The sequence below is a fragment of the Thermoanaerobacter sp. CM-CNRG TB177 genome, from assembly GCF_018588165.1.
GTDB lineage: Bacteria > Bacillota > Thermoanaerobacteria > Thermoanaerobacterales > Thermoanaerobacteraceae > Thermoanaerobacter > Thermoanaerobacter thermocopriae.
In genome coordinates this window covers 34796-54679 of sequence record NZ_JAFCAC010000044.1, presented here as the reverse complement: position 1 = coordinate 54679, position 19884 = coordinate 34796, and the positions used below count along the sequence as shown (strand labels likewise).

Here is a 19884-nt window from a genome sequence, read left to right as displayed (position 1 = left end):
TACTAAAGCATTTCAAGAAAGGCTTCGAGCCTCGTCCTATTCTGTCCCTCTTGATTATTTCTTTTGTCTACACAATCCCCATCTAAATAAAGAAATGGAATACCCAATTCTGAGGCAAGATTTTTAATTATAAACGTTCCACCCATGGACTGCTTACAGCCCAAATGACAAAACTGTATAATGCCGTCTGGCTTTATTTTTTCTATCAGTTCTTTGATTCTTGCAACTTTTCTATTTATTTCACCATTAAAAGAGTTTAAGATAAGCTTTTCAGCAATTCCTTTGAATGGGTCGTTTTCATCAATTTCCTCAAGAAAATCATAATTCAAATCACTACCAGCAATGTGAAATTTATCGTTGAAATTAAAGTAATCTTTAAAATTTTTCTCAAACATAGGAAGAAGGTGTATAAAAAATATGCTTTTTCCACTTCTTTCAGGAGCTCTTTTTATATCCTCCACTAACATCTCATAAAAATGTAATACTTCCTTACTTCCAATGAATACATGGGATGCAAAGAGCATGTACATTTCAAAGGTCATAGTAGGTATAAATCTTTTTTCTCCCGCATAATTTAAATATTCTTTCATAAGTGCTCTTGTTTTATTTTCTGTTCTTACAACTTCCCTCAATTTATCAATATCAAGCTTTCTATTAAAAACTTCCTCAATCTTTCCCGCCACTTCTAAAAGCTGTTTTTTTACATACACTACGGCATCTTTAGAATATTTGTAGGGAATATCAATAATGTACAGTGGAACCCCGTGTTTTTTTGAAAGATACTTGAAAGTAGGTATATTTGCATCACAGATCATAGAAGTGGTCATCATAAATTTAGGTTTTTTGAGAATATCAAGTTCACTGGCTCCTATAAAAGTTTTATGGTAACTGCATAAAGTATTTGACATGCCTCTCGATTCGGCAGTATCAATAAGATAATCTTCGATGAAGAAGCCTGACATGAAAGAAGAATATGCTTCAATAAATAAGGGCTTTATGTCTATAGCAATCAAAAATTCAGATGGTGCAAAGATGTTTACCCAAGCAGAATTTTGAGGATTTGCTAAAGAATCTTTTATGCTCTTTATAGAATATTTATTTAGGTAATGAAGAGATTTGGGAATCCTCTTGTCTTTGAAAAAGCTCACATAATAATAAGCAGCGGCAAGGCCAAAGTTTATTAGCTTATTTACTTTTTCAGGTCTATTCATATTCTCTTTTATAATATTGGTATAAATCTTTATTGTATCCATTTTATCACTACCCCATAAACTCCCTTTCCTTACAGAAGTGGTTTTTTCTCCAGTTGATATTTATTTCTCATCTCGTAAATAATTTTGTTTTGCCCTTTCTCCAAGCATTCTTTCTTCCTCATTTTCAGGCTCAATAAAGTAACATTATGCGGCGCTGGTCTTCTATTTTCATCTACATGAATAAAAGTAGCAAACCCTAAGATGCACAATACTTATTTCATTCATCATTTTCCCTTCTTTAAATTAATTCCATTCATTGGCAAAAGAATAAAATTCCTTAATTCAATATTACTACAGTTTTTAAAATTTTACATTGTTATGTTTACTAATTAATGTTTTCACTAAAAAGTTTTTAAATCCCTGTATAAAAAATCTTTAAAATAAAATCGCCTACCTCCTTTTCATTTAGAGGTAAGCGGTACTATGCTGTAAGCACTGGTCTGAGTGGGGGGACTTGAACCCCCGGCCTCCAGAACCCCATTCTGGCGCGCTACCAGCTGCGCCACACCCAGAAAGAAACTATGTTCAGCTTTTATTATAAACGAGATAAAAGAAAAAATCAATAGTTAAATGATTATAAAGATTATTCCGCCTCCGCTGTCATTCACTACTCTTTCTAATGTATCTCTCAGTTTATGACTTAAGTTTTCGGGAATGGTGCCAATCTTGTTTTGCATTCCCTCTTTTACAAGGTCACTCAAGGTCTTGCCAAAAATGTTAGATTCCCAAATTTTTTCTGGATCGCTCTCAAACTGTTCTGTCAAATATTTTACAAAATCTTCACTTTGCTTTTCTGTTCCTACAACTGGCGATACTTCTGCCGTAATATCAGTTCTAAATATGTGATATGAAGGAGCAGAAGCTCTAAGCCTTACCGCAAATCTCCCACCTTGCCTTACTATTTCGGGTTTTTCAAACTTCATGTCATCAAGGCTTGCAGGTACCACTCCTACACCTGTTTTTTCAGCTTGTAAAAAAGCATCTTTAACTCTATCATACTGTCTTTTTGCATAAGCCAATTCTCTCATCATTGTCATTAATTCTTTATCACCCTGAATTTCAAGTCCGCTTTCATCACTTAATATCTTAAAGAATAAGCCTTCCTGGGTTTTTATTTCAACATTTGCACAGCCTTCACCTGGAGTTATCTTCTTTATAAACACCTCAGAAAAGTTTTCATTTGCTTTAAGACCACCAACTAACTTAGGTATATCTCTTAATCTAAACAAATCTTTTATGTTTTCTTTTACTGTTTCCATTATATTTTGCTTAAGCCAATGACTTTTATCAAGAGCATCTACCCATTTAGGCAAATCAATTGCAATCTCCCGTATGGGAAATTCAAATAAGACTTTTTCCAAAATTGCATGAATGTCTGGTATTTCCATTTTAAGTACATTTAAAACAACAACAGGTACATCGTATTTTTTCTCTAATTCTTTTGCTAAATTAATTGTTTCGGGACTTTGAGGATCAGTTGTATTTAGCACTATTATAAAAGGTTTATTCAATTCTTTTAATTCTTTTACTACCCTTTCTTCTGCTGCTACATAATTTTCTCGCGGTATGTCGGTTATGCTTCCATCAGTGGTCATCACTAATCCTATTGTAGAATGGTCATTTATGACTTTTTTTGTTCCTATTTCTGCCGCTTCCTCAAAAGGTATTTCATAATCATACCAAGGAGTAGACACCATACGTGGCTTATCCCCTTCCATGTATCCCAGTGCACCTTTGACCATATATCCTACACAATCTACTAATCTCACTTTAAACCTCGTGTTTTCATTAATTGTTATCTCTACCGCTTTTTCAGGAACAAATTTAGGCTCAGTAGTCATTATGGTTTTGCCTGCTGCACTTTGTGGCAATTCATCTTTTATTCTCTCTTTTTGGGGAAGATTTTCTATGTATGGCAGTACTAATATGTCCATAAATCGCTTAATAAAAGTCGATTTACCTGTTCTCACTGGGCCTACTACTCCTATGTAGATATCCCCTTGTGTTCTTTCTGCAATATTTTTATAGATATCGTAGTTTTCCAACCCATTTCCCTCCTTTTTATATCCCCATATCCTTTTCTTCTCACTCATATATATATGCTTTAACAGTACATTTATATGTAAAAAATATTGAAATATAATAAAATCTCCGGAAAACCGGAGATCAAATACCGTGCAATTCATGTTTTTTATCTCTCGTCATAAGGCTATAAACAGCCTCATAGGGATTTTTACCCTCAAAAAGTATGGAATAAATTTCTTTAGTTATTGGCATTTCTATTTTATGAATTTGAGAAAGTCTGTAGGCGGATTTTGTAGTATTAACTCCTTCTACTACCATTCCTATCTCTTTTAATGCTTCTTCTAAACTTTTACCTTTACCTATAAGTATCCCTGCTCTTCTATTTCGTGAAAGCATGCTGGTACAAGTGACAATGAGGTCTCCTACACCTGCCAAACCTAAAAACGTCAACGGATCAGAACCTAACGCGACACCCAAACGAGTAATTTCCGCAAGACCTCTTGTCATAAGAGCAGCTTTGGTATTATCGCCAAATCCAAGCCCGTCTGAAATTCCAGCTCCCAAGGCTATAATATTCTTTAATGATCCTCCTAATTCCACTCCCACAACGTCCTTGTTTATATACAACCTAAAGTTTTCATCCATAAAGGCATCTTGCACTACCTCACAAGCTTTAACATTCAAAGAGGCTAAAACACAGGCTGTAGGAATTTGCCTGACTACTTCCTCAGCATGACTAGGACCTGACAAAACAACTACATCATTTGAAAGATATTCTTTTATGACTTCAGACATTCTTTTTAAAGTGGAAGTCTCTATTCCCTTTGCAAGATTTACCACAATAAAGTTTTTATCAACTACCTCTTTTAATTTTTCCGATATCTCTCTCACAGCATGAGAAGGTACTGCGATTACTACTATTTCAGAGTTAGTTACTGCCTCTTTTAAATCAGTAGTAATGGAAATTTCTTGAGGAATATCAACATCAAGATATTTTTTATTGTGACGAGTAGACACAATTTCCTCAAACTGATTTTTATCTCTCAGCCACAATGTAATTTGATGCCCAAGTCGGTTTAAGTGTATCGCTATAGCTGTTCCCCAACTTCCCGCACCTAATACTGATATTTTCATGACCACTTTCCTTTCTCATTTTATTTCCGTCTTTTGTCCCAGCTTGGATTCTGTTCCCGCCAGCAAACGTTTTATATTAGAACGGTGTTGGAAAATTGCTAAAGATGCCAGAATAAGCGAAAATATGAATATTTGTGTTGAATTCCAAAAGATTGCATTTAAAAGCACAAAAGTAACCGACCCTGTTATGGACCCTAAAGATACGTATTTTGTCAAAACAATTACTGTAACCCCAATTGCTAAGGCTATGAGCCCTAAAAGAGGACTTACAGTCATTACAACTCCAACACTTGTAGCAATTCCTTTTCCCCCTCTAAATTTTAAAAACACAGGCCAGTTATGACCACATACCACTGCTATTCCTGCAATCATAGCACCAGTAGTACCCATTAAATATTTCCCAATTAAAACTGCAATTACTCCTTTTAACACATCTAGTGCAAAAACAGGAGCCGCAGCTTTATATCCTAACACTCTTAAGACATTCGTAGCCCCTGCATTTCCACTTCCATAATTACGAATGTCTATCTTTCGCGTATATTTTGTTAAAATATATGCATTGTTTATGCAACCAATCAAATAAGCAATGACGGCTGGTAAAAGAGCGTACATATTTCCCCCCCTTTCTTTTAATTTTCTCCTCTTTTCCTCGTGGAAATCTTAAGAGGAACTCCTTCAAAGCCAAAATTTTGTCTTAATGTATTTTCCATAAATCTTAAATAGGAAAAATGCATGAGTTCCGGGTCATTGACAAACACTACAAAAGAAGGTGGTTTAATTCCTACCTGTGAAGTATAATATACTTTTAATTGTTTGCCCTTATCAGCTGGTGGCGGAAACATAAGCATAGCTTCATTTAGCACATTATTTAAAAGGCCAGTCGTAATCCTTTTATTGTATTCCCCCCATACTTTATCTACAGTTTGTAAAACTCTGTGCACTCTCTGACCTGTTTTAGCTGAAATAAATAGGATAGGAGCAAAAGATATAAAAGATAGCTTTTCTCTTATCATCTTGGTATATTCATTGACAGTATTATTATTTTTTTTTATAGCATCCCATTTGTTAACAACTATTATAATACCTTTTCCATTTTCAAAGGCGTATCCTGCTATTTTAGTGTCCTGCTCGGCTGGACCTTCTATAGCATCTATCATTAAAAGACATATATCAGACCTTTCAATAGCAGTTAAAGCTCTTAGCACACTATACCTTTCAATAGATTCGCTTATTCTACTTTTCCTACGTATTCCTGCTGTATCAATAAGAACATAGTTCTTCCCATCTTTTGAAAAAGGAGTATCTATTGCATCCCGTGTAGTGCCAGGTATGTTACTGACTATTACCCTTTCTTCCCCTAATATTTTGTTAACCAACGAAGATTTCCCTACATTGGGTCTACCAATAACAGCAATTTTAATTGTCTCTTCACTGTATTCTAGCCCTTCCTGAGGCAATTTTTTCACTATTTCGTCTAGAAGTTCTCCAATGCCCAAGCCATTCGAGGCTGAAATAGGAATGGGATTCCCTAATCCAAGACTAAAAAAATCATAATAAGTTGGAGGAAGTTCTTTAAAATTGTCCACCTTGTTGCAAACCAAAATAATTTCTTTTTTGGCTCTTCTCAAAATATCCGCTATTTCTTCATCTTCTGGCATTAAACCTTCTTTTGCATCAACTAAAAATAATATTACTTCGGAAGCCTCAATCGCTGCCTCCACTTGTAAACGAACTTTTGAAAATATAATATCTTCAGCATCTGGGTCTAATCCTCCCGTGTCTACTAATATAAATTTTTTGTTCAGCCATTCTGCATTGCCGCATATTCTATCCCTTGTAACTCCTGGCTTGTCTTCAACAATAGAAATTCTCTTCCCCATAATTTTATTAAAAAGAGTAGATTTACCTACATTTGGCCTACCTACAATACTCACCATTGCTCTTGCCATACTATCACCTTCCACTCTGTATCTTTTGTAAAAATTTTTTCCCATCGACTTCAGAAACTATAACTTTTGTTCCTAGTTCTTTTTCTATTTCTTCAACAGTAGTATCATCAAGAAAAACATTTGAACTTTCCTTTAACATAACATCAGGAATAACTAAAACTTCCTCATTTATTTTATCTTTTAATTGGTTTATTATATCTTTCCCCACCACAAGTCCAGCTACCGTGATGTTGTGACCAAAAAACTCATTGTGTATCTTCTCCACTTTTACATTAAACCCTGTTTTTCTTAATTCTTTCGCTACTTCTTCCATAAAATTATAGGCAGCTATTCCTGTAACAATAAGGTAAGGGGTGGTGTTTATATTTTTCCCTTTATTCGCTTTTAATCTTTTTAGACTCCTTTCAAATTGATGTTTAAACAATGCCATAAGTCCTACGCCATTTTCTATTTGAGGGAACCCCTCGTAATAATAATAAGAAGGTATAGTAACACCTGCCATCACATAAAACTCATCTGATAAAAAAACAAAAGAAGAACCTAATTCTTTCTTTAATTTCTTTTGCCATGAAGACACTTGTTCGACTACATTTTTAGCTTCTTCTTTGGTAAATGTCCTAAGTTTATAAAGTCTCTCTCTGTGGTCTGTAAGTCCTACTGGAACAACTGCTATTGATTTTACTCCTGGATACAAGCTCGACAAATCCTTGATAGTTTTATCAAGAACTTTACCATCATTTATTTCTGGACACAAAACAATTTGACCATGTATTTCAATTCCGTTTTTACAAAGCTTTTTTAACTTATCCATTATACCTTTTGCATTCGGGTTATTTATCATTTTTACTCTTACATCCTCATCAGTTGCATGAATTGAAACATATAAGGGAGAAAGCTTATATTTTATTATCCTGTCAATTTCCTCTTCATTCATATTAGTCATAGTAATAAAATTCCCTTGTAAAAAGGAAAGCCTATAATCGTCATCCTTAAATAAAAGAGATTTGCGAACTCCTTTAGGTAACTGGTCAATAAAACAAAAAATGCACTTATTTCTACAATGTTTTGGCCTGTCAATTAGTTCTTCTTCAAAGACTAACCCTAAATCCTCATCATAGTCTTTTTCTACTTCAAAAATGTATCTTTCTCCTGTAGCCTTTTCAATTTCCAATTGTATAAATTCATTTGACATTTCATATCGGTAATCTATTATATCAATTATTTTTTTCCCGTTTAATGTAATAAGTTTATCGCCCTTTTGTATACCTAAATCCCAACCTATACTTCCTTTTATGACATCTTTTATATTTATTTTATGCATATTTCTCCTCCTAAATTGTCTCCTCTCCTTTCAATTATGAATTAATACTATCAATACGTCAAGACCTTATTTGCAAGTTTGTTTTAATATCTGTTACTAATTTTACGAAATTGTTATATTTTTTCAATATGCCATATACCGTTATAGGTCTACCCAAAGAGATAATTCCTAAGCGCCTTGACGTAATACCTCCAATCTTTGTAGTAAGTCCTATGGTAGGAAGTGCATCTACCACCAGTATTTCCTCTCTAGAAATCCCATATAAAGCTAAAAAACTATAAATTGCCTTTGTGACTATTTGTCTTCCATTTTTTGCTCCTACAATATACACTTCATTGCCATATTCATCTTTGCCCATATAAAAAAGAGTGCCAATTTCACCATCGGAAGTTTTATCATAATGAGGAAGAGAAAGAATTTCTTCATAAGTAGGCACTCTGTCAATAGGCAAAAGTCCTATATGTATAGAAGCTGCTACAACAGAAGAGTGTGCACTTCCATAGCACATATATACAATAACCACAAACCTCTCACCTCATAACATTTTTTTATAACTCTCTACAAATCTTTTAATATGATTACATTTTATTAAATAGTAATTATACAAAAAATTGTCAATAATTTTTGTTAGTATTTTCTTTCTTCTTAAACTTATCAGCACTTTAAAAAAAATTACATCATATTGCGAAGTGTCTATAAAAATTATATCTTCTTTTATTTTAAAAATCTCTATCAAGCCATACAAAGTTTTTTTGATATTTTCACTGAAATTTTTCATCCCTATGATAAAGACCTCATTTTTATTACTATCTTTACCAATATATCTCATTTGTCCATAATCAATTTCAAACAAAAAAGGAATTTTAAAAAATTCCTCTTTTTCAATTTTGGATTTGTCATTTAAATGAAGATATGCACATATAGGAGAAGAATAGCACCCATAATAGCTATAATACACTACTTTCATAGATATCACCTAATATTGTTTAACTAAAATAAATACTCCATTTTCAAGGTCGTGAACAGCTGCCTTAAAAATTCTGCTCAAATACATAGAAAGTTTTTGCTGCTCTTCTTCATTCTCTACATAAATGATGGGTGCAGTACCACTTGAGACATTGTCTTTTGCTCTTCTTAAAGCTACTATTGCTATTATATATCCTGTTACATGTACTTCCATTCTATCACCTCAATTGAAAGCTTTTCTCGCCCCTCTTGACTTTGAAGGATACTTTCTTACAGTTTCAATTGCCGGTACATTCTTTATAATTTCCACAAAAGCATCGATATCAGGTTTCATCGCTACCATAACTACAATAATGTCTCCATTTTTATTGTTGTTCATAGTAAGAGGAGCTAATTCAGGAGTATCAATATTCATTCTTAACCCCAATTGATTAGCAGCTTCATGGAGAATAGCCTGTCTTATTCCTAAGTTATTTATGGAAATTAAACTATCCAGCCCTTTTGGTCGTATTACAACAGCCATTCCAAATTTCTCTATTATTTCTCTCCCTTCTTTCAAACCAATGTCTGCCAAAACCACGTCCTCAACACATAATAAAGGTCCTTTAAAAACAATCTTTGAAGGAAAAACCTCGGCAATATCTCTAATATAAGTAATTTTCATTACATAACGAGACAAATAAAGCACTAATCCTCCCACAATTGTTCCTATCATAGCACTTTTAAAAAGATAAACTGCCAAAGAAGTAAGAGCAGCAACTGCCATAGCAATATAGTTTCTTGCTTCAAAAATTTTAGCTATATTTTCTATATAAGCTGCTCCTCTTGGAACTAATTCTGTCGCTTCCATTTTTTCTAAGCTAGTTCTTTCAATTTCTCTTACTTCTTTAAATTGTTGTGCCGCTAAAGCTAAAAAGGTAACAGCAGTATACTGTTTTTCAATTAATGCAGGAACTGAAAAGGCTCCTAAAGCCGCTGAAATTATTCCCAAGGTTAAATGAGTCATATAACCTTGAGGATAAGTAGGATACTGCCTATAGTCCACTCTTAAATATATAAAGCGGGCAAGTGTCCCCAAAGCAATTCCACAAACCACAATATTGATATAAAATTCATGATTTATGCTCATGACTCATCTCCTTTTTTGCGCCTAAACTTTCCCAAATAACTTGCAAATTCTTTCCATGTTGCTTTAGAAAATTTGTGATACATCTCTCGCCCGCCAGTGCTCAAAAACATAAAAGCTACTACTGACACTACAACAACACCAAGCAAAACCCATATTCCTGTACCTGCAGCTTTGTTCTGTCCAGGAAGCGGTCTTTGAGCTTTTGTAACAGCACCCACTTGTTTCTGCTCATCTGAACCGTAAAGTGCTTTAGCCAATACATCTGCTATTAAAGAGGCAGAAACTTCTGCTCTTTCTCTAGTATGAGAGTAAGTACCAAATTCTATCAGCAAAGAGTTGGGAGTCAAATCTTGATTAAAATCTCCTTTTCCAAAAAATATATCCTTGACCATATTTGGATATATCTTATCCGCTATAGCCTTTATCCTATAGGCTAATTGCTGATTTGCTTTTAAATTAGGATTGGTTCGTCCTAAGACAATTCTTACACCTGTGGCATTTTTTCCTGCAATTTTTCGTATATATTCTTTGAACGGTACTGCATCTCTATGGACATCCAAAAGTAAGTCCGGTTTAAAATCCTTTAAAAGTTTGACCGCCCCTGCCCTTGATCGGCTATATGCCATAGCATCATGAGGTAAATACAAAGTCCTGTCAACCTTGACTGAAATTCCCTTTGCTTCTAAAGCTTTTTGCAAAGCAGCATCTACTTTGTATATACCCCCGTGTCCATTGATACTTGCAGCCCCATCCGAAGGAAGATATGATTCATCACTGTGGGTAGAATATATCGCCACTCTCTTTCCACTTGTATTTTGTGTTACTGCCATTGCTTGTGAGATTTCTTCTATCTCTACATCTGGGAGTTTTTCTGTTTGCAAATATTTTGCATAAGCTTTACCTTCATTTTTATCAACTTTGAAAACTTCATACAACTTATTATCCCCTGATAAATATCTATCCCCTTTATAAACCTCCATGGCAGTTCTGAAAAGTACTTTGTTTGTCTTTTCATCATAGATTGTGTAATAATCAGGCTGCGTCTCTGCATAACCGCTAAAATTTAAAGATAAAAGCCCGATAACCAATAAGATTAATATTGCAAACTTATTCGTCTTGTTTTTGTTCATTTTTTTCACCCTCTTCTTCTTTGTCAGTATCTATCAAACTACTAGCCATACCTTCTTTGGGTTCAAGGTCTTTTTTAGAAGTACCTCCTTGTATTTTTTCCCTTGTTTCCCCAATTATTTCAGATAAAAATACGGCAATTATCATGGATATAACTACAGAATCGAAAAATCCAGCTCCTCCTATGGATATTGTTCCTCTTGTAGCTGTTATGTAGTTGAAAATAGCCTGCATCACATTCGCCAAAATTATCCCCATCACCCCTCCAATAAAAGCACTTCTTCTCGAACGCGAAAAAAGATACGCGATTAGCCCGCCGACAATGCCATAAACGTAATTAGGCTCAATAATCATGGCCTCAGGTTCTGCAGGAAGTATTCTTCCTGTAATAAAAACAGCTATTCCTGCAACAATTGACACCACAACTGCATTTACTCTTTCTTTCGTATTTTCTGCTTTCAAAAAAAGATACACACATACTGCTATAGGGATAACAGCTCCACCTATGTTTATAGACACAGTTTTTGTGATTGGAATATTAGGTATTAATGTCCCTATTATCATCCCAATTATTATCAAAAAAGCCCACGTATCTGTCATTTTCATTCTATCTAATACTCTATGGGCAAATCCGAACAAAACAACCAATCCTACAATCGAAAGCAAAACATAGCTTAATGGCATCAAAATCACTCCCCAACTTTTTTCTCAAAAATATGTTTTGCACAATGCAATAAAAATATACAAAAAGCGCTCACTTTTTCGAGTGAGCGCTTTTTATTTCAATTTAAATCTATATGTTCACCAGTATCCAGATAAATTACCCATTCGCATATATTAGTTGCATGGTCAGCTATTCTTTCAAGATAACGGGCAACAAACAAAAATTGTGTTGCCTGATCAATGTTTCTAGGGTCCTCCATCATATATGTCAAAAGTTCTCTAAAAATCTGTTTGTAAAGAGCATCTACTATATCGTCTTTTTCTCCAATAGCTTTTGCCAATTCTAAATCTTGTCGTACATAGGAATCCAAAGATATTTTGACCATTTCTCTTACAATTTCAGCCATTCTCGGGATATCGATTAAAGGTTTTATATACTTTTGATGCGCAATCCTCAAAGTAGTCTTGGCTATATCTACTGCGTGGTCTGCCATTCTTTCTAAATCTGTAACAATCTTAAGACCCGTTAAAACTATCCTCAAATCCCTCGCAATTGGCTGCTGCGTTACAATAATCTTGGCACACTTATTATCGATTTCTACTTCTATTTTATCTATTCTATCATCGTCATCTATAATTTTCTGAGCTAATTCTTTGTCATGATTTACTAAAGAAGCAATGGCACTTGCAATGGCTTCTTCTACAAGGCTACCCATTTTTAAGACATCATAATGAAGTTCTTCTAATTCTTTTTCAAAATGAGTACGATTCATTGTGTCACCTCCTTTTAACCGAATCTTCCAGTGATATAGTCTTCCGTCCTCTTATCTTTGGGCTTATAAAAAACTCTATCCGTTGGTCCGCATTCAACCAATTCACCATTTAAGAAAAAGGCAGTATAATCTGAAACTCTTCCTGCTTGTTGCATATTATGAGTTACTATTATTATTGTATATTTATTTTTCAACTCATTAATTAATTCCTCAATTTTCATCGTAGAAATAGGGTCTAACGCTGAAGTAGGCTCGTCCATCAAAATTACCTCTGGTTCTACTGCCAATGTCCTAGCAATACAAAGTCTTTGCTGCTGACCACCAGACAAACTGAGAGCTGACTTGTAGAGTCTATCTTTTACTTCATCCCATAAAGCCGCAGCTTTCAAACTTTTTTCAACAATTTCATTAAGCTTTTTTTTGTCTTTTATGCCATGAATTCTTGGACCATAGGCTACATTGTCGTAAACAGTCATAGGAAAAGGATTAGGTTTTTGAAAAACCATTCCTACTCTCTTTCTAAGTTCAATAACATCCACTTCTTTGTATACATCTTGTCCATCAAGTAAAACAGTCCCATTTATTTTAACTCCTTCGATAAGATCGTTCATCCTATTTAAAGTACGAATAAAGGTGGATTTCCCACAACCAGAAGGACCGATAAGTGCCAAAACGCTATTTCTCTCTACATCTAAATTTATTTTTTTGAGGGCTTGAACATCTCCATAAAACAAGTCTAAATCTTTAACCTGGATTTTTTTCATTTACCAGCATTCCCCTTCCTTATAAAAATATTATACCATTTTATTTTTCGCCTGTCATTCTCTTGTATAATACATTTCCTAACCATCTAGCAAGGATGTTAAAAATCAACACCATTAGCAATAAAACCGCTGCGGCACCGTCTGCAATCTCTCTTGCATCAGGTGCTAACCCCTCACTATTTATCTTCCAAATATAAACAGCCAAAGTTTCTGCAGGTCTAAAGATATTTAAAGGCGAGGTAGGACTCGAGGGATTTAAGTTTGAAAAATTCAAGGCAGGGCTACTCATACCTGCAGTATATAACAAAGCAGCAGCTTCTCCGAAAATTCTTCCAGCTGTCAAAATTATTCCTGTTATAATTCCAGGCATTGCAGCAGGTACCACAACTTTTACAATTGTTTGCCATTTAGTAGCACCTAAAGCGTAACTTGCTTCTCTTAAACTATTGGGCACACTTCTTATTGAATCTTCACTTACTCTTGTCATTACAGGAAGATTTAACACCGTAAGGGCAAGCGCTCCTGCTATGAGAGAATACCCCCATCCGGTCATAGTTACAAACACTAAAAGTCCAAAAAGTCCTATTACAATAGAAGGCATTGAAGATAGTGTCTCTATTGATAACCTTATAATTTCCGTTAATAAGCCTGGCTTTGCATACTCTGCCATATAAATTCCTGCACCTAAACCTATAGGAACAGAAATTATCAAAGTTATTATTAATAATTCTAACGAATTAAAAAGCTGTGGCCCTATGCCTCCTCCTGCTTCCATAAATTTTGGAGGGGAAGTTAAAAAATCTACATTAAGTCTAGTTCTGCCTTGATACAATATATAACTTACAAAAAAAACCAAAAACAATATTAACAACACAGCAACAGCGTAAAAATATATAGTCGCTATTTTGTCATACAATTTAGATTTCATTTATACATGCCCCTCCTGCCTACCAATTTAATTACAATGATGAAAGTAAAAGATATCATAAGAAGGAGTAATGCTAAAGACCAAAGAGCATCATTCCATACGGTACCCATTACTGTATTTCCCATGTCCATTGTAATGATAGAAGTTATAGTACTTATAGGCTCTAAAAAAGATTTAGGAATAACTGGACGATTTCCTATAACCATCTGCACCGCCAAAGCTTCTCCAAAAGCCCTTGCCAATCCTAATACAATAGCAGTCAAAATTCCCGGTTTCGCTGCAGGAAGAATTACATGTCTTATTGTTTGCCATCGTGTGGCACCGAGAGCATAACTCGCTTCTCTTATTTCCACAGGTAATGACCTTATAGCATCAGTACTAACACTAGTAATTGTTGGAAGCGTCATAATGGTAAGGACTAATATACCTGCCAATAAACTAAAGCCCAATCCTCCAAAATGTTTACTTATAAAAGGAACTAATACAGTAAGACCAACCCATCCGTATACGACAGAGGGAATACCAACAAAAATCTCAATAGCTGGTTGCAATATTTTTTGTCCTAATTTTTTTTCAATCTCTACCATAAAAATTGCAGAGGAAACTCCCAGAGGTGCACTTATCATAATTGCAAAAGCAGAAACAAGAATAGACCCTATTATAAATTGCAAAGACCCGACAGCAGGTACCTCTCTATCCGGATTCCAAGTGGTAGAAAACAAAAACTCTTTTATCGAGATGCCATCTTTTATGAAAGTAGAAAGGCCTTTAGATGTCACAAATAAAAATAGTGAAACAGTAATAATTATTAACAATAAAGCAGAGATGAAAACGATAACTCTTCCAAATATGTCAGCCACTTTTCGCTTGCTTTCATATTTTTTATCAACTGTCATACCCATCCCCCGTTTGAGAAAATCTAATGACAATAATCACACTCATTTCATGATAACAACTTAAAAAAAAACATTCATTAAATCTATGTTAAATTTATGTTAAATCTATGTTAAATTTATTCGTTTTTTTACAAATTTCCATTATTTCTCGCCTTAAAAAGGAGCTGGAAAATAAACCAGCTCCCCTTTTTTACTTTATTTTGTTTTCATTTCAGTAACAGGGATAAATCCTAACTTAGTAAGAGGTCCTTTCTGCACTTCATCTGACATCATGAAATCTAAGAAAGCTTTGGCTGCTCCTGTTGGTTCTCCTTTTGTATACATATGCTCGTATGACCAAATAGGATACTTGCCATCTATTATGTTTTGGGCCGTTGGTTCTACTCCCTCATATTTTAGAGCTTTAACAGTATCATCCACGTAGGATAAAGCAAGATAACTTATAGCTCCTTTTGTGTCAGCAACTGCTTTTTTAACTGCACCTGATGAATCCTCTGTCAAAGCAAAACCTTGAGCTTCTTCTTGTCCCTTTAATACCACTTTTTTGAATGTAGCCCGAGTCCCTGAACTTGCAGGTCTATTAATAATAACTATTTTCATATCTGACCCGCCAACATCTTTCCAATTTGTTATTTTCCCTGTAAAAATGTCTATTAATTGTTGTTGAGTTAAATTATCAACTGTAACATCTTTATTAACAACTACAGCAAAACCTACAATCGCAACTTTATGATCTACTAAAGATTTGGCTGCCTCGGCATCTAATTTTTCTTCAGCAAAAATATCAGAATTTCCAATATCAATTGCCCCTTGAACTACTTGTGTCAATCCTGTACCACTACCACCGCCTTGCACTGTTATCACTACATTGGGATATTTTTCCATAAACATTTTGGCAGCTTGTTCAGCTAATGGCTGTAACGCTGTAGAACCAGCAATTGTTATCTTACCTGAAAGATTGTCAGTGGTTGTAGTAGAATTATTGCTTTGGGGTTGTTTTGAACCACACGCAGCAAAAGTAAAAAAGCTTGCAATCAACAGTACTGCAATAACAACTTTTGCAAATCGACTCTTTAACATTAAAGCACCTCCAAAATTCCTTAAATTTTTTTGTACAAGTACATTGTAACAGTCTATTGTAAATTCAATATTAAGATATTGTTAAGTCTTTGTTAAATCAGTTTTGTTGAATTTTATAATAAATTTTGTACCTCTCCCTACTTCACTTTCTACAAAAATTTCTCCTTTCATAGATTCCACAATATGTTTAACTATAGCAAGTCCCAATCCTGTACCACCTAATTTTCTTGAGCGACTTTTGTCAACTCGATAAAATCTCTCAAAAAGCCTAGGAATATTTTCTTTCGAAATTCCTATACCGTTGTCTTCAACTGTAACAATTATTTTATCCCCCTCTTCTCTGGTAGATACCTTTACAAATCCTCCCTCTGGAGTGTATTTTATACCATTATCTATTAAATTAATCATCATTTGATGAAATCTATCTTTATTAGTTTTTATCACTAAATCTGTACAATTTAAATCTTTTTTCAACGTTATATTTTTATTTCTCGCGACCTTGTCCATTATATATAATATATCCTCTATCTCATTATCTAATTCTATTTCTTCTTTAGGATAACCTTCTTTAACATTTTCTATTTCAGAAAGAGTGAGTATATCGTTTATAAGTCTTGTAAGTCTTTCAGACTCAAAATCAATTATATCTAAAAATTTATCTCTTGCCTGCGGATTGTCAATAGCACCATTTCTTAAAGTTTCAATAAAGCCTCTAATAGAAGTCAAAGGAGTTCTCAGCTCATGGGACACATTTGCAACAAATTCGCTTCTTATTTTTTCCAATCTTCTCATTTCTGTAATATCATCTATTATTAACACAAAACCTAAATTTTGATGGGAAATTGGATGAAGAATTGGACTAGTATACACTTTGAGGTGTTTGTTGAAAACATTTAGTTCTAAACTTTTGGAAGGGGAATTTTTATTTTTCTTAACATCTTCAAAAAAGTCATGTAATTTACTATTTCTTACAATTTCTAAGATATGTCTTCCAATTAAATCTTTCTCTTTTATATTTAGAATTTTCCTCGCAGCGTCATTTATAAGTAATATCTTCTCATTATTATCAAAAGCGATAACCCCATTTACTATGCTTTTTAAAATGGCTTCTAATTTTGCGTTTCTATCATTTAATTCCTCTATTGTTTCTTTTAATTTATAAGACATAGAATCTACTGCAAGAGAAAGTTCTTTTATTTCATCAATAGAATCGCTTTCAAGCCTATGACTGTATATCCCCTTTGCAATATCCTTTGTGATTTCAGTTATCTCTTTTATAGGCTCTACTATATTTTTTATAAATCTATAACTTAAAAAAAATGTTACTAAAATTCCTAATAAAATAGCAAAAATAAATTTAGTCATTGGAACATAGCCTAAAAAAAATATGGCGACTATTAAAATTCCAAGTAGGTTTATAAAAAACAATTTACAATAGGATTTTTTCAACATTACGCTTCACCTTTATCATTTAACTTATACCCAATTCCTCTTACAGTTTCAATATATACAGGGGATTTATCATCGTCTTCTATTTTCTTTCTTAAATGCCTGATGTGTACATCAACAGTTCGAGTTTCTCCAGCATATTCATATCCCCATACTTTGTCTAAAAGATAGTCTCTAGTTAATACTTTACCCATATTTTGAGACAAAAGTTTTAAAAGCTCAAACTCTTTTAAAGTCAATTCTAGGACTTTTCCTTTTTTATAAACCAAATGCTTCCCAGTATCTATAACTATATCACCAAATTTTATTATTTCTTCTTTTTCTTCTTCTGGTTGTTGGGTTCGCCGAAGAACAGCTTTAATTCGAGCTAACAATTCTCTTACGCTGAAAGGCTTTGTTATATAATCATCTGCTCCCAACTCCAATCCCAATACTTTATCAAATTCTTCGCTTTTTGCTGTTAACATTATTATCGGTATATTTTTCGTTTCATCATTCTTTTTTAAAATTTTACATATTTCCAGTCCATCTACATCTGGCAACATCAAATCTAATATAACCAAATCGGGTTTTCCTTCAAATGCTTTATCCAAGCCTTCTTTTCCATTTTCCGAAGTAATAACTTTGTACCCTGCTGCTTCCAAGTTGTATCTTAAAAGTTCCAATATATGAATTTCATCTTCTATAACCAAAACCGTATGGGCCATTTTGACACCTCCAGATAATATGGCTTGTACACATTTGAAGCAAAAAATAAAATTATGTCTTTTCTTTTTTTGTCTCATTCTCTTTAAGAAGTTTCTTAAGTTCATCCATAAAAGTATTTATGTCTTTAAACTGCCTATAAACAGAAGCAAATCTGACATAAGCTACTTCATCTACATTTTTAAGTTTTTCCATTACCATTTCTCCGATTTCGGTGGAGGTTATTTCCCTTTCCATTGAATTTATTATTCTTTTGTCAATTTCATCTGTAATTTCTTCTAAGATCTTTATAGGCACTGGCCTTTTTTCGCAAGCTTTTATCATGCCTTTTAATATTTTATCTCTGTCATAGACTTCTCGGCGATTGTCTTTTTTTATTACAAGTATAGGCAATTGTTCTACTTTCTCATAAGTAGTAAATCTCTTCCCACATTTTAAACATTCCCTTCTTCTCCTTATAGAAGTGTTATCATCTGTAGGTCGAGAATCAATAACTTTTGAATCTGGATACCCACAATAAGGGCATTTCATCTTATTACCTCCAACAATTCTTAATTGTTTAATAAAATTATAATAAACTTGTTTTCATTAGTCAAACTTAAGCTTCTCTGTCTTTGAAATCTACTAATATAACGTCCGTTCCAATCTTTTTTATAGATTCCCACGGCAAGTATATTTCTATATCTTTATTAAAAAACCTAAAAAAACTTGTTTCTTTCGGTATAACAATTCCCTCTACTCTTCCTTCTTCAAGGTTTACTTCAATGTCAATTATATTCCCTAATTTTTCTCCTGTATTTATATCTATAACATCTTTATCTCTTAATTCTGAAGCTTTAATCATCCTCATTTCCCCCTTTTGTCCTTTTCATAAAATTATATGAAAAAATCTAGCTTATCATTCCTGATAAGCTAGATGTATTTCCTCATGTGATTTAAAGCCGCTTTTTCTAATCTTGAAACTTGTGCTTGAGATATTCCTATCTCTTTTGCTACCTCCATCTGGGTTTTCCCTTCAAAAAATCTCATCGTCAATATCATTTTTTCCCTTTCGTTTAGTTTTTGTATTGCTTCTTTTAATGCAATTTTCTCTAGCCACACTTCATCCATATTTTTGTCATCGCTGACTTGGTCCATCACATAAATTGCATCTCCGCCATCATGATATATAGGTTCAAACAAAGAAACCGGTTCTTGAATAGCATCAAGAGCTATTACCACTTCCTCTCTTGGAAGGTCCAGCTCTTTAGCTATTTCGCCTACTGTCGGCTCTTTGGAATTTTCCGATACTAATTTGTCCCTTACCTGTAATGCTTTATAGGCTATATCTCTTAAAGAACGGCTTACCCTTATAGGAGTGTTATCTCTTAAATATCTTCTTATTTCTCCAATTATCATTGGAACAGCATAAGTAGAAAATTTTACATTTTGATCTAAGTCAAAATTGTCAATAGCTTTTATAAGCCCTATACATCCTACTTGAAACAAATCATCTACGTACTCCCCGCGATTATTAAATCTTTGAATAACACTTAGTACCAATCGCAAATTGCCATTTATAAATTCTTCTCTCGCCTTTTTGTCTCCATTTTTCATTCGTATTAATAGCTCTTTTTGCTTGGAAGGTTTTAAAACAGGTAACTTAGAGGTATTGACACCGCAAATTTCAACTTTGTTATTCATAAATCCTGCCCCCACATGTTTAGCTTATTAACAGTATT

22 protein-coding genes and 1 tRNA gene are annotated in these 19884 nt (G+C 33.7%); all 23 read right to left on the bottom strand.

Translation table 11 applies throughout. The features are described from left to right. Positions 1 to 2: 2 nt before the first annotated feature. The 23 genes from I4N53_RS03335 to sigG all read right to left on the bottom strand — a co-directional run bounded on the left by I4N53_RS03335 (position 3) and on the right by sigG (position 19846). Positions 3 to 1253: a 2-hydroxyacyl-CoA dehydratase subunit D gene (locus I4N53_RS03335; protein WP_214495573.1), complete on the bottom strand. Its 1251-nt coding sequence runs from the start codon at positions 1251 to 1253 to the stop codon at positions 3 to 5. 436 nt (positions 1254 to 1689) lie between these two features. Then, positions 1690 to 1765: transfer RNA gene (locus tag I4N53_RS03330), tRNA-Pro, on the bottom strand. Between the two features lie 54 nt (positions 1766 to 1819). Beyond that, positions 1820 to 3298, bottom strand: a complete 1479-nt coding sequence (spoIVA, locus tag I4N53_RS03325; RefSeq protein ID WP_006570266.1) for a stage IV sporulation protein A — start codon at positions 3296 to 3298, stop codon at positions 1820 to 1822. 121 nt (positions 3299 to 3419) lie between these two features. Then, positions 3420 to 4412, bottom strand: a complete 993-nt coding sequence (locus I4N53_RS03320) for an NAD(P)H-dependent glycerol-3-phosphate dehydrogenase (protein ID WP_214495572.1) — start codon at positions 4410 to 4412, stop codon at positions 3420 to 3422. A 15-nt stretch (positions 4413 to 4427) separates the two neighbouring features. Next, positions 4428 to 5024, bottom strand: coding sequence for a glycerol-3-phosphate 1-O-acyltransferase PlsY (gene plsY, locus I4N53_RS03315; protein ID WP_214495571.1), 597 nt, complete (start codon positions 5022 to 5024; stop codon positions 4428 to 4430). 17 nt (positions 5025 to 5041) lie between these two features. Continuing rightward, positions 5042 to 6361 (bottom strand): ribosome biogenesis GTPase Der, encoded by a 1320-nt coding sequence (gene der / locus I4N53_RS03310; protein ID WP_214495570.1) that lies wholly within the window; start codon positions 6359 to 6361, stop codon positions 5042 to 5044. 4 nt (positions 6362 to 6365) lie between these two features. After that, on the bottom strand, positions 6366 to 7682 hold the full coding sequence (locus tag I4N53_RS03305; protein WP_214495569.1) for a DUF512 domain-containing protein: 1317 nt from the start codon (positions 7680 to 7682) through the stop codon (positions 6366 to 6368). Between the two features lie 58 nt (positions 7683 to 7740). Next, on the bottom strand, positions 7741 to 8205 hold the full coding sequence (locus I4N53_RS03300) for a DUF3189 family protein (RefSeq protein ID WP_012995450.1): 465 nt from the start codon (positions 8203 to 8205) through the stop codon (positions 7741 to 7743). Between the two features lie 12 nt (positions 8206 to 8217). Then, complete coding sequence (locus tag I4N53_RS03295; RefSeq protein WP_012995451.1) at positions 8218 to 8649, bottom strand: DUF3189 family protein; 432 nt, start codon at positions 8647 to 8649, stop codon at positions 8218 to 8220. A gap of 9 nt (positions 8650 to 8658) precedes the next feature. Next, on the bottom strand, positions 8659 to 8862 hold the full coding sequence (locus I4N53_RS03290; protein ID WP_012995452.1) for a hypothetical protein: 204 nt from the start codon (positions 8860 to 8862) through the stop codon (positions 8659 to 8661). A 9-nt stretch (positions 8863 to 8871) separates the two neighbouring features. Beyond that, positions 8872 to 9777 (bottom strand): YIEGIA family protein, encoded by a 906-nt coding sequence (locus I4N53_RS03285; protein ID WP_214495568.1) that lies wholly within the window; start codon positions 9775 to 9777, stop codon positions 8872 to 8874. Continuing rightward, on the bottom strand, positions 9774 to 10907 hold the full coding sequence (gene spoIIP, locus I4N53_RS03280; protein ID WP_012995454.1) for a stage II sporulation protein P: 1134 nt from the start codon (positions 10905 to 10907) through the stop codon (positions 9774 to 9776). Before spoIIP ends, I4N53_RS03285 begins: the two co-directional genes overlap by 4 nt. After that, positions 10885 to 11589: a DUF1614 domain-containing protein gene (locus I4N53_RS03275; RefSeq protein ID WP_012995455.1), complete on the bottom strand. Its 705-nt coding sequence runs from the start codon at positions 11587 to 11589 to the stop codon at positions 10885 to 10887. Before I4N53_RS03275 ends, spoIIP begins: the two co-directional genes overlap by 23 nt. 98 nt (positions 11590 to 11687) lie before the next feature. Beyond that, entirely contained in the window at positions 11688 to 12341 is a 654-nt protein-coding gene (gene phoU, locus I4N53_RS03270) for a phosphate signaling complex protein PhoU (protein WP_012995456.1), read from the bottom strand. A gap of 14 nt (positions 12342 to 12355) precedes the next feature. Further along, a complete protein-coding gene (gene pstB / locus I4N53_RS03265; protein ID WP_013150464.1) occupies positions 12356 to 13105 on the bottom strand; it encodes a phosphate ABC transporter ATP-binding protein PstB in 750 nt (249 codons plus the stop codon). Positions 13106 to 13145: 40 nt separating this feature from the next. Next, positions 13146 to 14033 (bottom strand): phosphate ABC transporter permease PstA, encoded by an 888-nt coding sequence (pstA, locus tag I4N53_RS03260; protein ID WP_214495567.1) that lies wholly within the window; start codon positions 14031 to 14033, stop codon positions 13146 to 13148. Further along, a complete protein-coding gene (gene pstC, locus I4N53_RS03255) occupies positions 14030 to 14929 on the bottom strand; it encodes a phosphate ABC transporter permease subunit PstC (protein ID WP_214495566.1) in 900 nt (299 codons plus the stop codon). The genes pstA and pstC overlap by 4 nt, the downstream gene beginning before the upstream one ends. 195 nt (positions 14930 to 15124) lie before the next feature. Then, positions 15125 to 16009, bottom strand: coding sequence for a phosphate ABC transporter substrate-binding protein (locus I4N53_RS03250; RefSeq protein ID WP_214495565.1), 885 nt, complete (start codon positions 16007 to 16009; stop codon positions 15125 to 15127). Between the two features lie 81 nt (positions 16010 to 16090). Continuing rightward, complete coding sequence (gene pnpS, locus I4N53_RS03245; protein WP_012269190.1) at positions 16091 to 17461, bottom strand: two-component system histidine kinase PnpS; 1371 nt, start codon at positions 17459 to 17461, stop codon at positions 16091 to 16093. Next, positions 17461 to 18165 carry a response regulator transcription factor gene (locus I4N53_RS03240; RefSeq protein WP_003867940.1) on the bottom strand — a complete coding sequence of 235 codons (705 nt, stop codon included), beginning with the start codon at positions 18163 to 18165 and terminating at the stop codon, positions 17461 to 17463. The genes pnpS and I4N53_RS03240 overlap by 1 nt, the downstream gene beginning before the upstream one ends. Before the next feature lie 52 nt (positions 18166 to 18217). Continuing rightward, complete coding sequence (gene nrdR / locus I4N53_RS03235) at positions 18218 to 18694, bottom strand: transcriptional regulator NrdR (protein WP_006570256.1); 477 nt, start codon at positions 18692 to 18694, stop codon at positions 18218 to 18220. 67 nt (positions 18695 to 18761) lie between these two features. Next, entirely contained in the window at positions 18762 to 19007 is a 246-nt protein-coding gene (locus tag I4N53_RS03230; protein WP_003867938.1) for a YlmC/YmxH family sporulation protein, read from the bottom strand. 68 nt (positions 19008 to 19075) lie between these two features. Continuing rightward, entirely contained in the window at positions 19076 to 19846 is a 771-nt protein-coding gene (sigG, locus tag I4N53_RS03225) for an RNA polymerase sporulation sigma factor SigG (protein WP_214495564.1), read from the bottom strand. Between the last annotated feature and the right edge of the window lie 38 nt (positions 19847 to 19884).

What these genes read in the sequence shown, in the direction of transcription:
- I4N53_RS03335 (WP_214495573.1), bottom strand. Translation starts at nt 1,253, where the DNA reads ATGGATACAATAAAGATTTATACCAATATTATAAAAGAGAATATGAAT.
- I4N53_RS03320 (WP_214495572.1), bottom strand. Translation starts at nt 4,412, where the DNA reads ATGAAAATATCAGTATTAGGTGCGGGAAGTTGGGGAACAGCTATAGCG.
- plsY (WP_214495571.1), bottom strand. Translation starts at nt 5,024, where the DNA reads ATGTACGCTCTTTTACCAGCCGTCATTGCTTATTTGATTGGTTGCATA.
- der (WP_214495570.1), bottom strand. Translation starts at nt 6,361, where the DNA reads ATGGCAAGAGCAATGGTGAGTATTGTAGGTAGGCCAAATGTAGGTAAA.
- I4N53_RS03305 (WP_214495569.1), bottom strand. Translation starts at nt 7,682, where the DNA reads ATGCATAAAATAAATATAAAAGATGTCATAAAAGGAAGTATAGGTTGG.
- I4N53_RS03295 (WP_012995451.1), bottom strand. Translation starts at nt 8,649, where the DNA reads ATGAAAGTAGTGTATTATAGCTATTATGGGTGCTATTCTTCTCCTATA.
- I4N53_RS03290 (WP_012995452.1), bottom strand. Translation starts at nt 8,862, where the DNA reads ATGGAAGTACATGTAACAGGATATATAATAGCAATAGTAGCTTTAAGA.
- I4N53_RS03285 (WP_214495568.1), bottom strand. Translation starts at nt 9,777, where the DNA reads ATGAGCATAAATCATGAATTTTATATCAATATTGTGGTTTGTGGAATT.
- spoIIP (WP_012995454.1), bottom strand. Translation starts at nt 10,907, where the DNA reads ATGAACAAAAACAAGACGAATAAGTTTGCAATATTAATCTTATTGGTT.
- I4N53_RS03275 (WP_012995455.1), bottom strand. Translation starts at nt 11,589, where the DNA reads ATGCCATTAAGCTATGTTTTGCTTTCGATTGTAGGATTGGTTGTTTTG.
- phoU (WP_012995456.1), bottom strand. Translation starts at nt 12,341, where the DNA reads ATGAATCGTACTCATTTTGAAAAAGAATTAGAAGAACTTCATTATGAT.
- pstB (WP_013150464.1), bottom strand. Translation starts at nt 13,105, where the DNA reads ATGAAAAAAATCCAGGTTAAAGATTTAGACTTGTTTTATGGAGATGTT.
- pstA (WP_214495567.1), bottom strand. Translation starts at nt 14,033, where the DNA reads ATGAAATCTAAATTGTATGACAAAATAGCGACTATATATTTTTACGCT.
- pstC (WP_214495566.1), bottom strand. Translation starts at nt 14,929, where the DNA reads ATGACAGTTGATAAAAAATATGAAAGCAAGCGAAAAGTGGCTGACATA.
- I4N53_RS03250 (WP_214495565.1), bottom strand. Translation starts at nt 16,009, where the DNA reads ATGTTAAAGAGTCGATTTGCAAAAGTTGTTATTGCAGTACTGTTGATT.
- pnpS (WP_012269190.1), bottom strand. Translation starts at nt 17,461, where the DNA reads ATGTTGAAAAAATCCTATTGTAAATTGTTTTTTATAAACCTACTTGGA.
- I4N53_RS03240 (WP_003867940.1), bottom strand. Translation starts at nt 18,165, where the DNA reads ATGGCCCATACGGTTTTGGTTATAGAAGATGAAATTCATATATTGGAA.
- nrdR (WP_006570256.1), bottom strand. Translation starts at nt 18,694, where the DNA reads ATGAAATGCCCTTATTGTGGGTATCCAGATTCAAAAGTTATTGATTCT.
- I4N53_RS03230 (WP_003867938.1), bottom strand. Translation starts at nt 19,007, where the DNA reads ATGATTAAAGCTTCAGAATTAAGAGATAAAGATGTTATAGATATAAAT.
- sigG (WP_214495564.1), bottom strand. Translation starts at nt 19,846, where the DNA reads ATGAATAACAAAGTTGAAATTTGCGGTGTCAATACCTCTAAGTTACCT.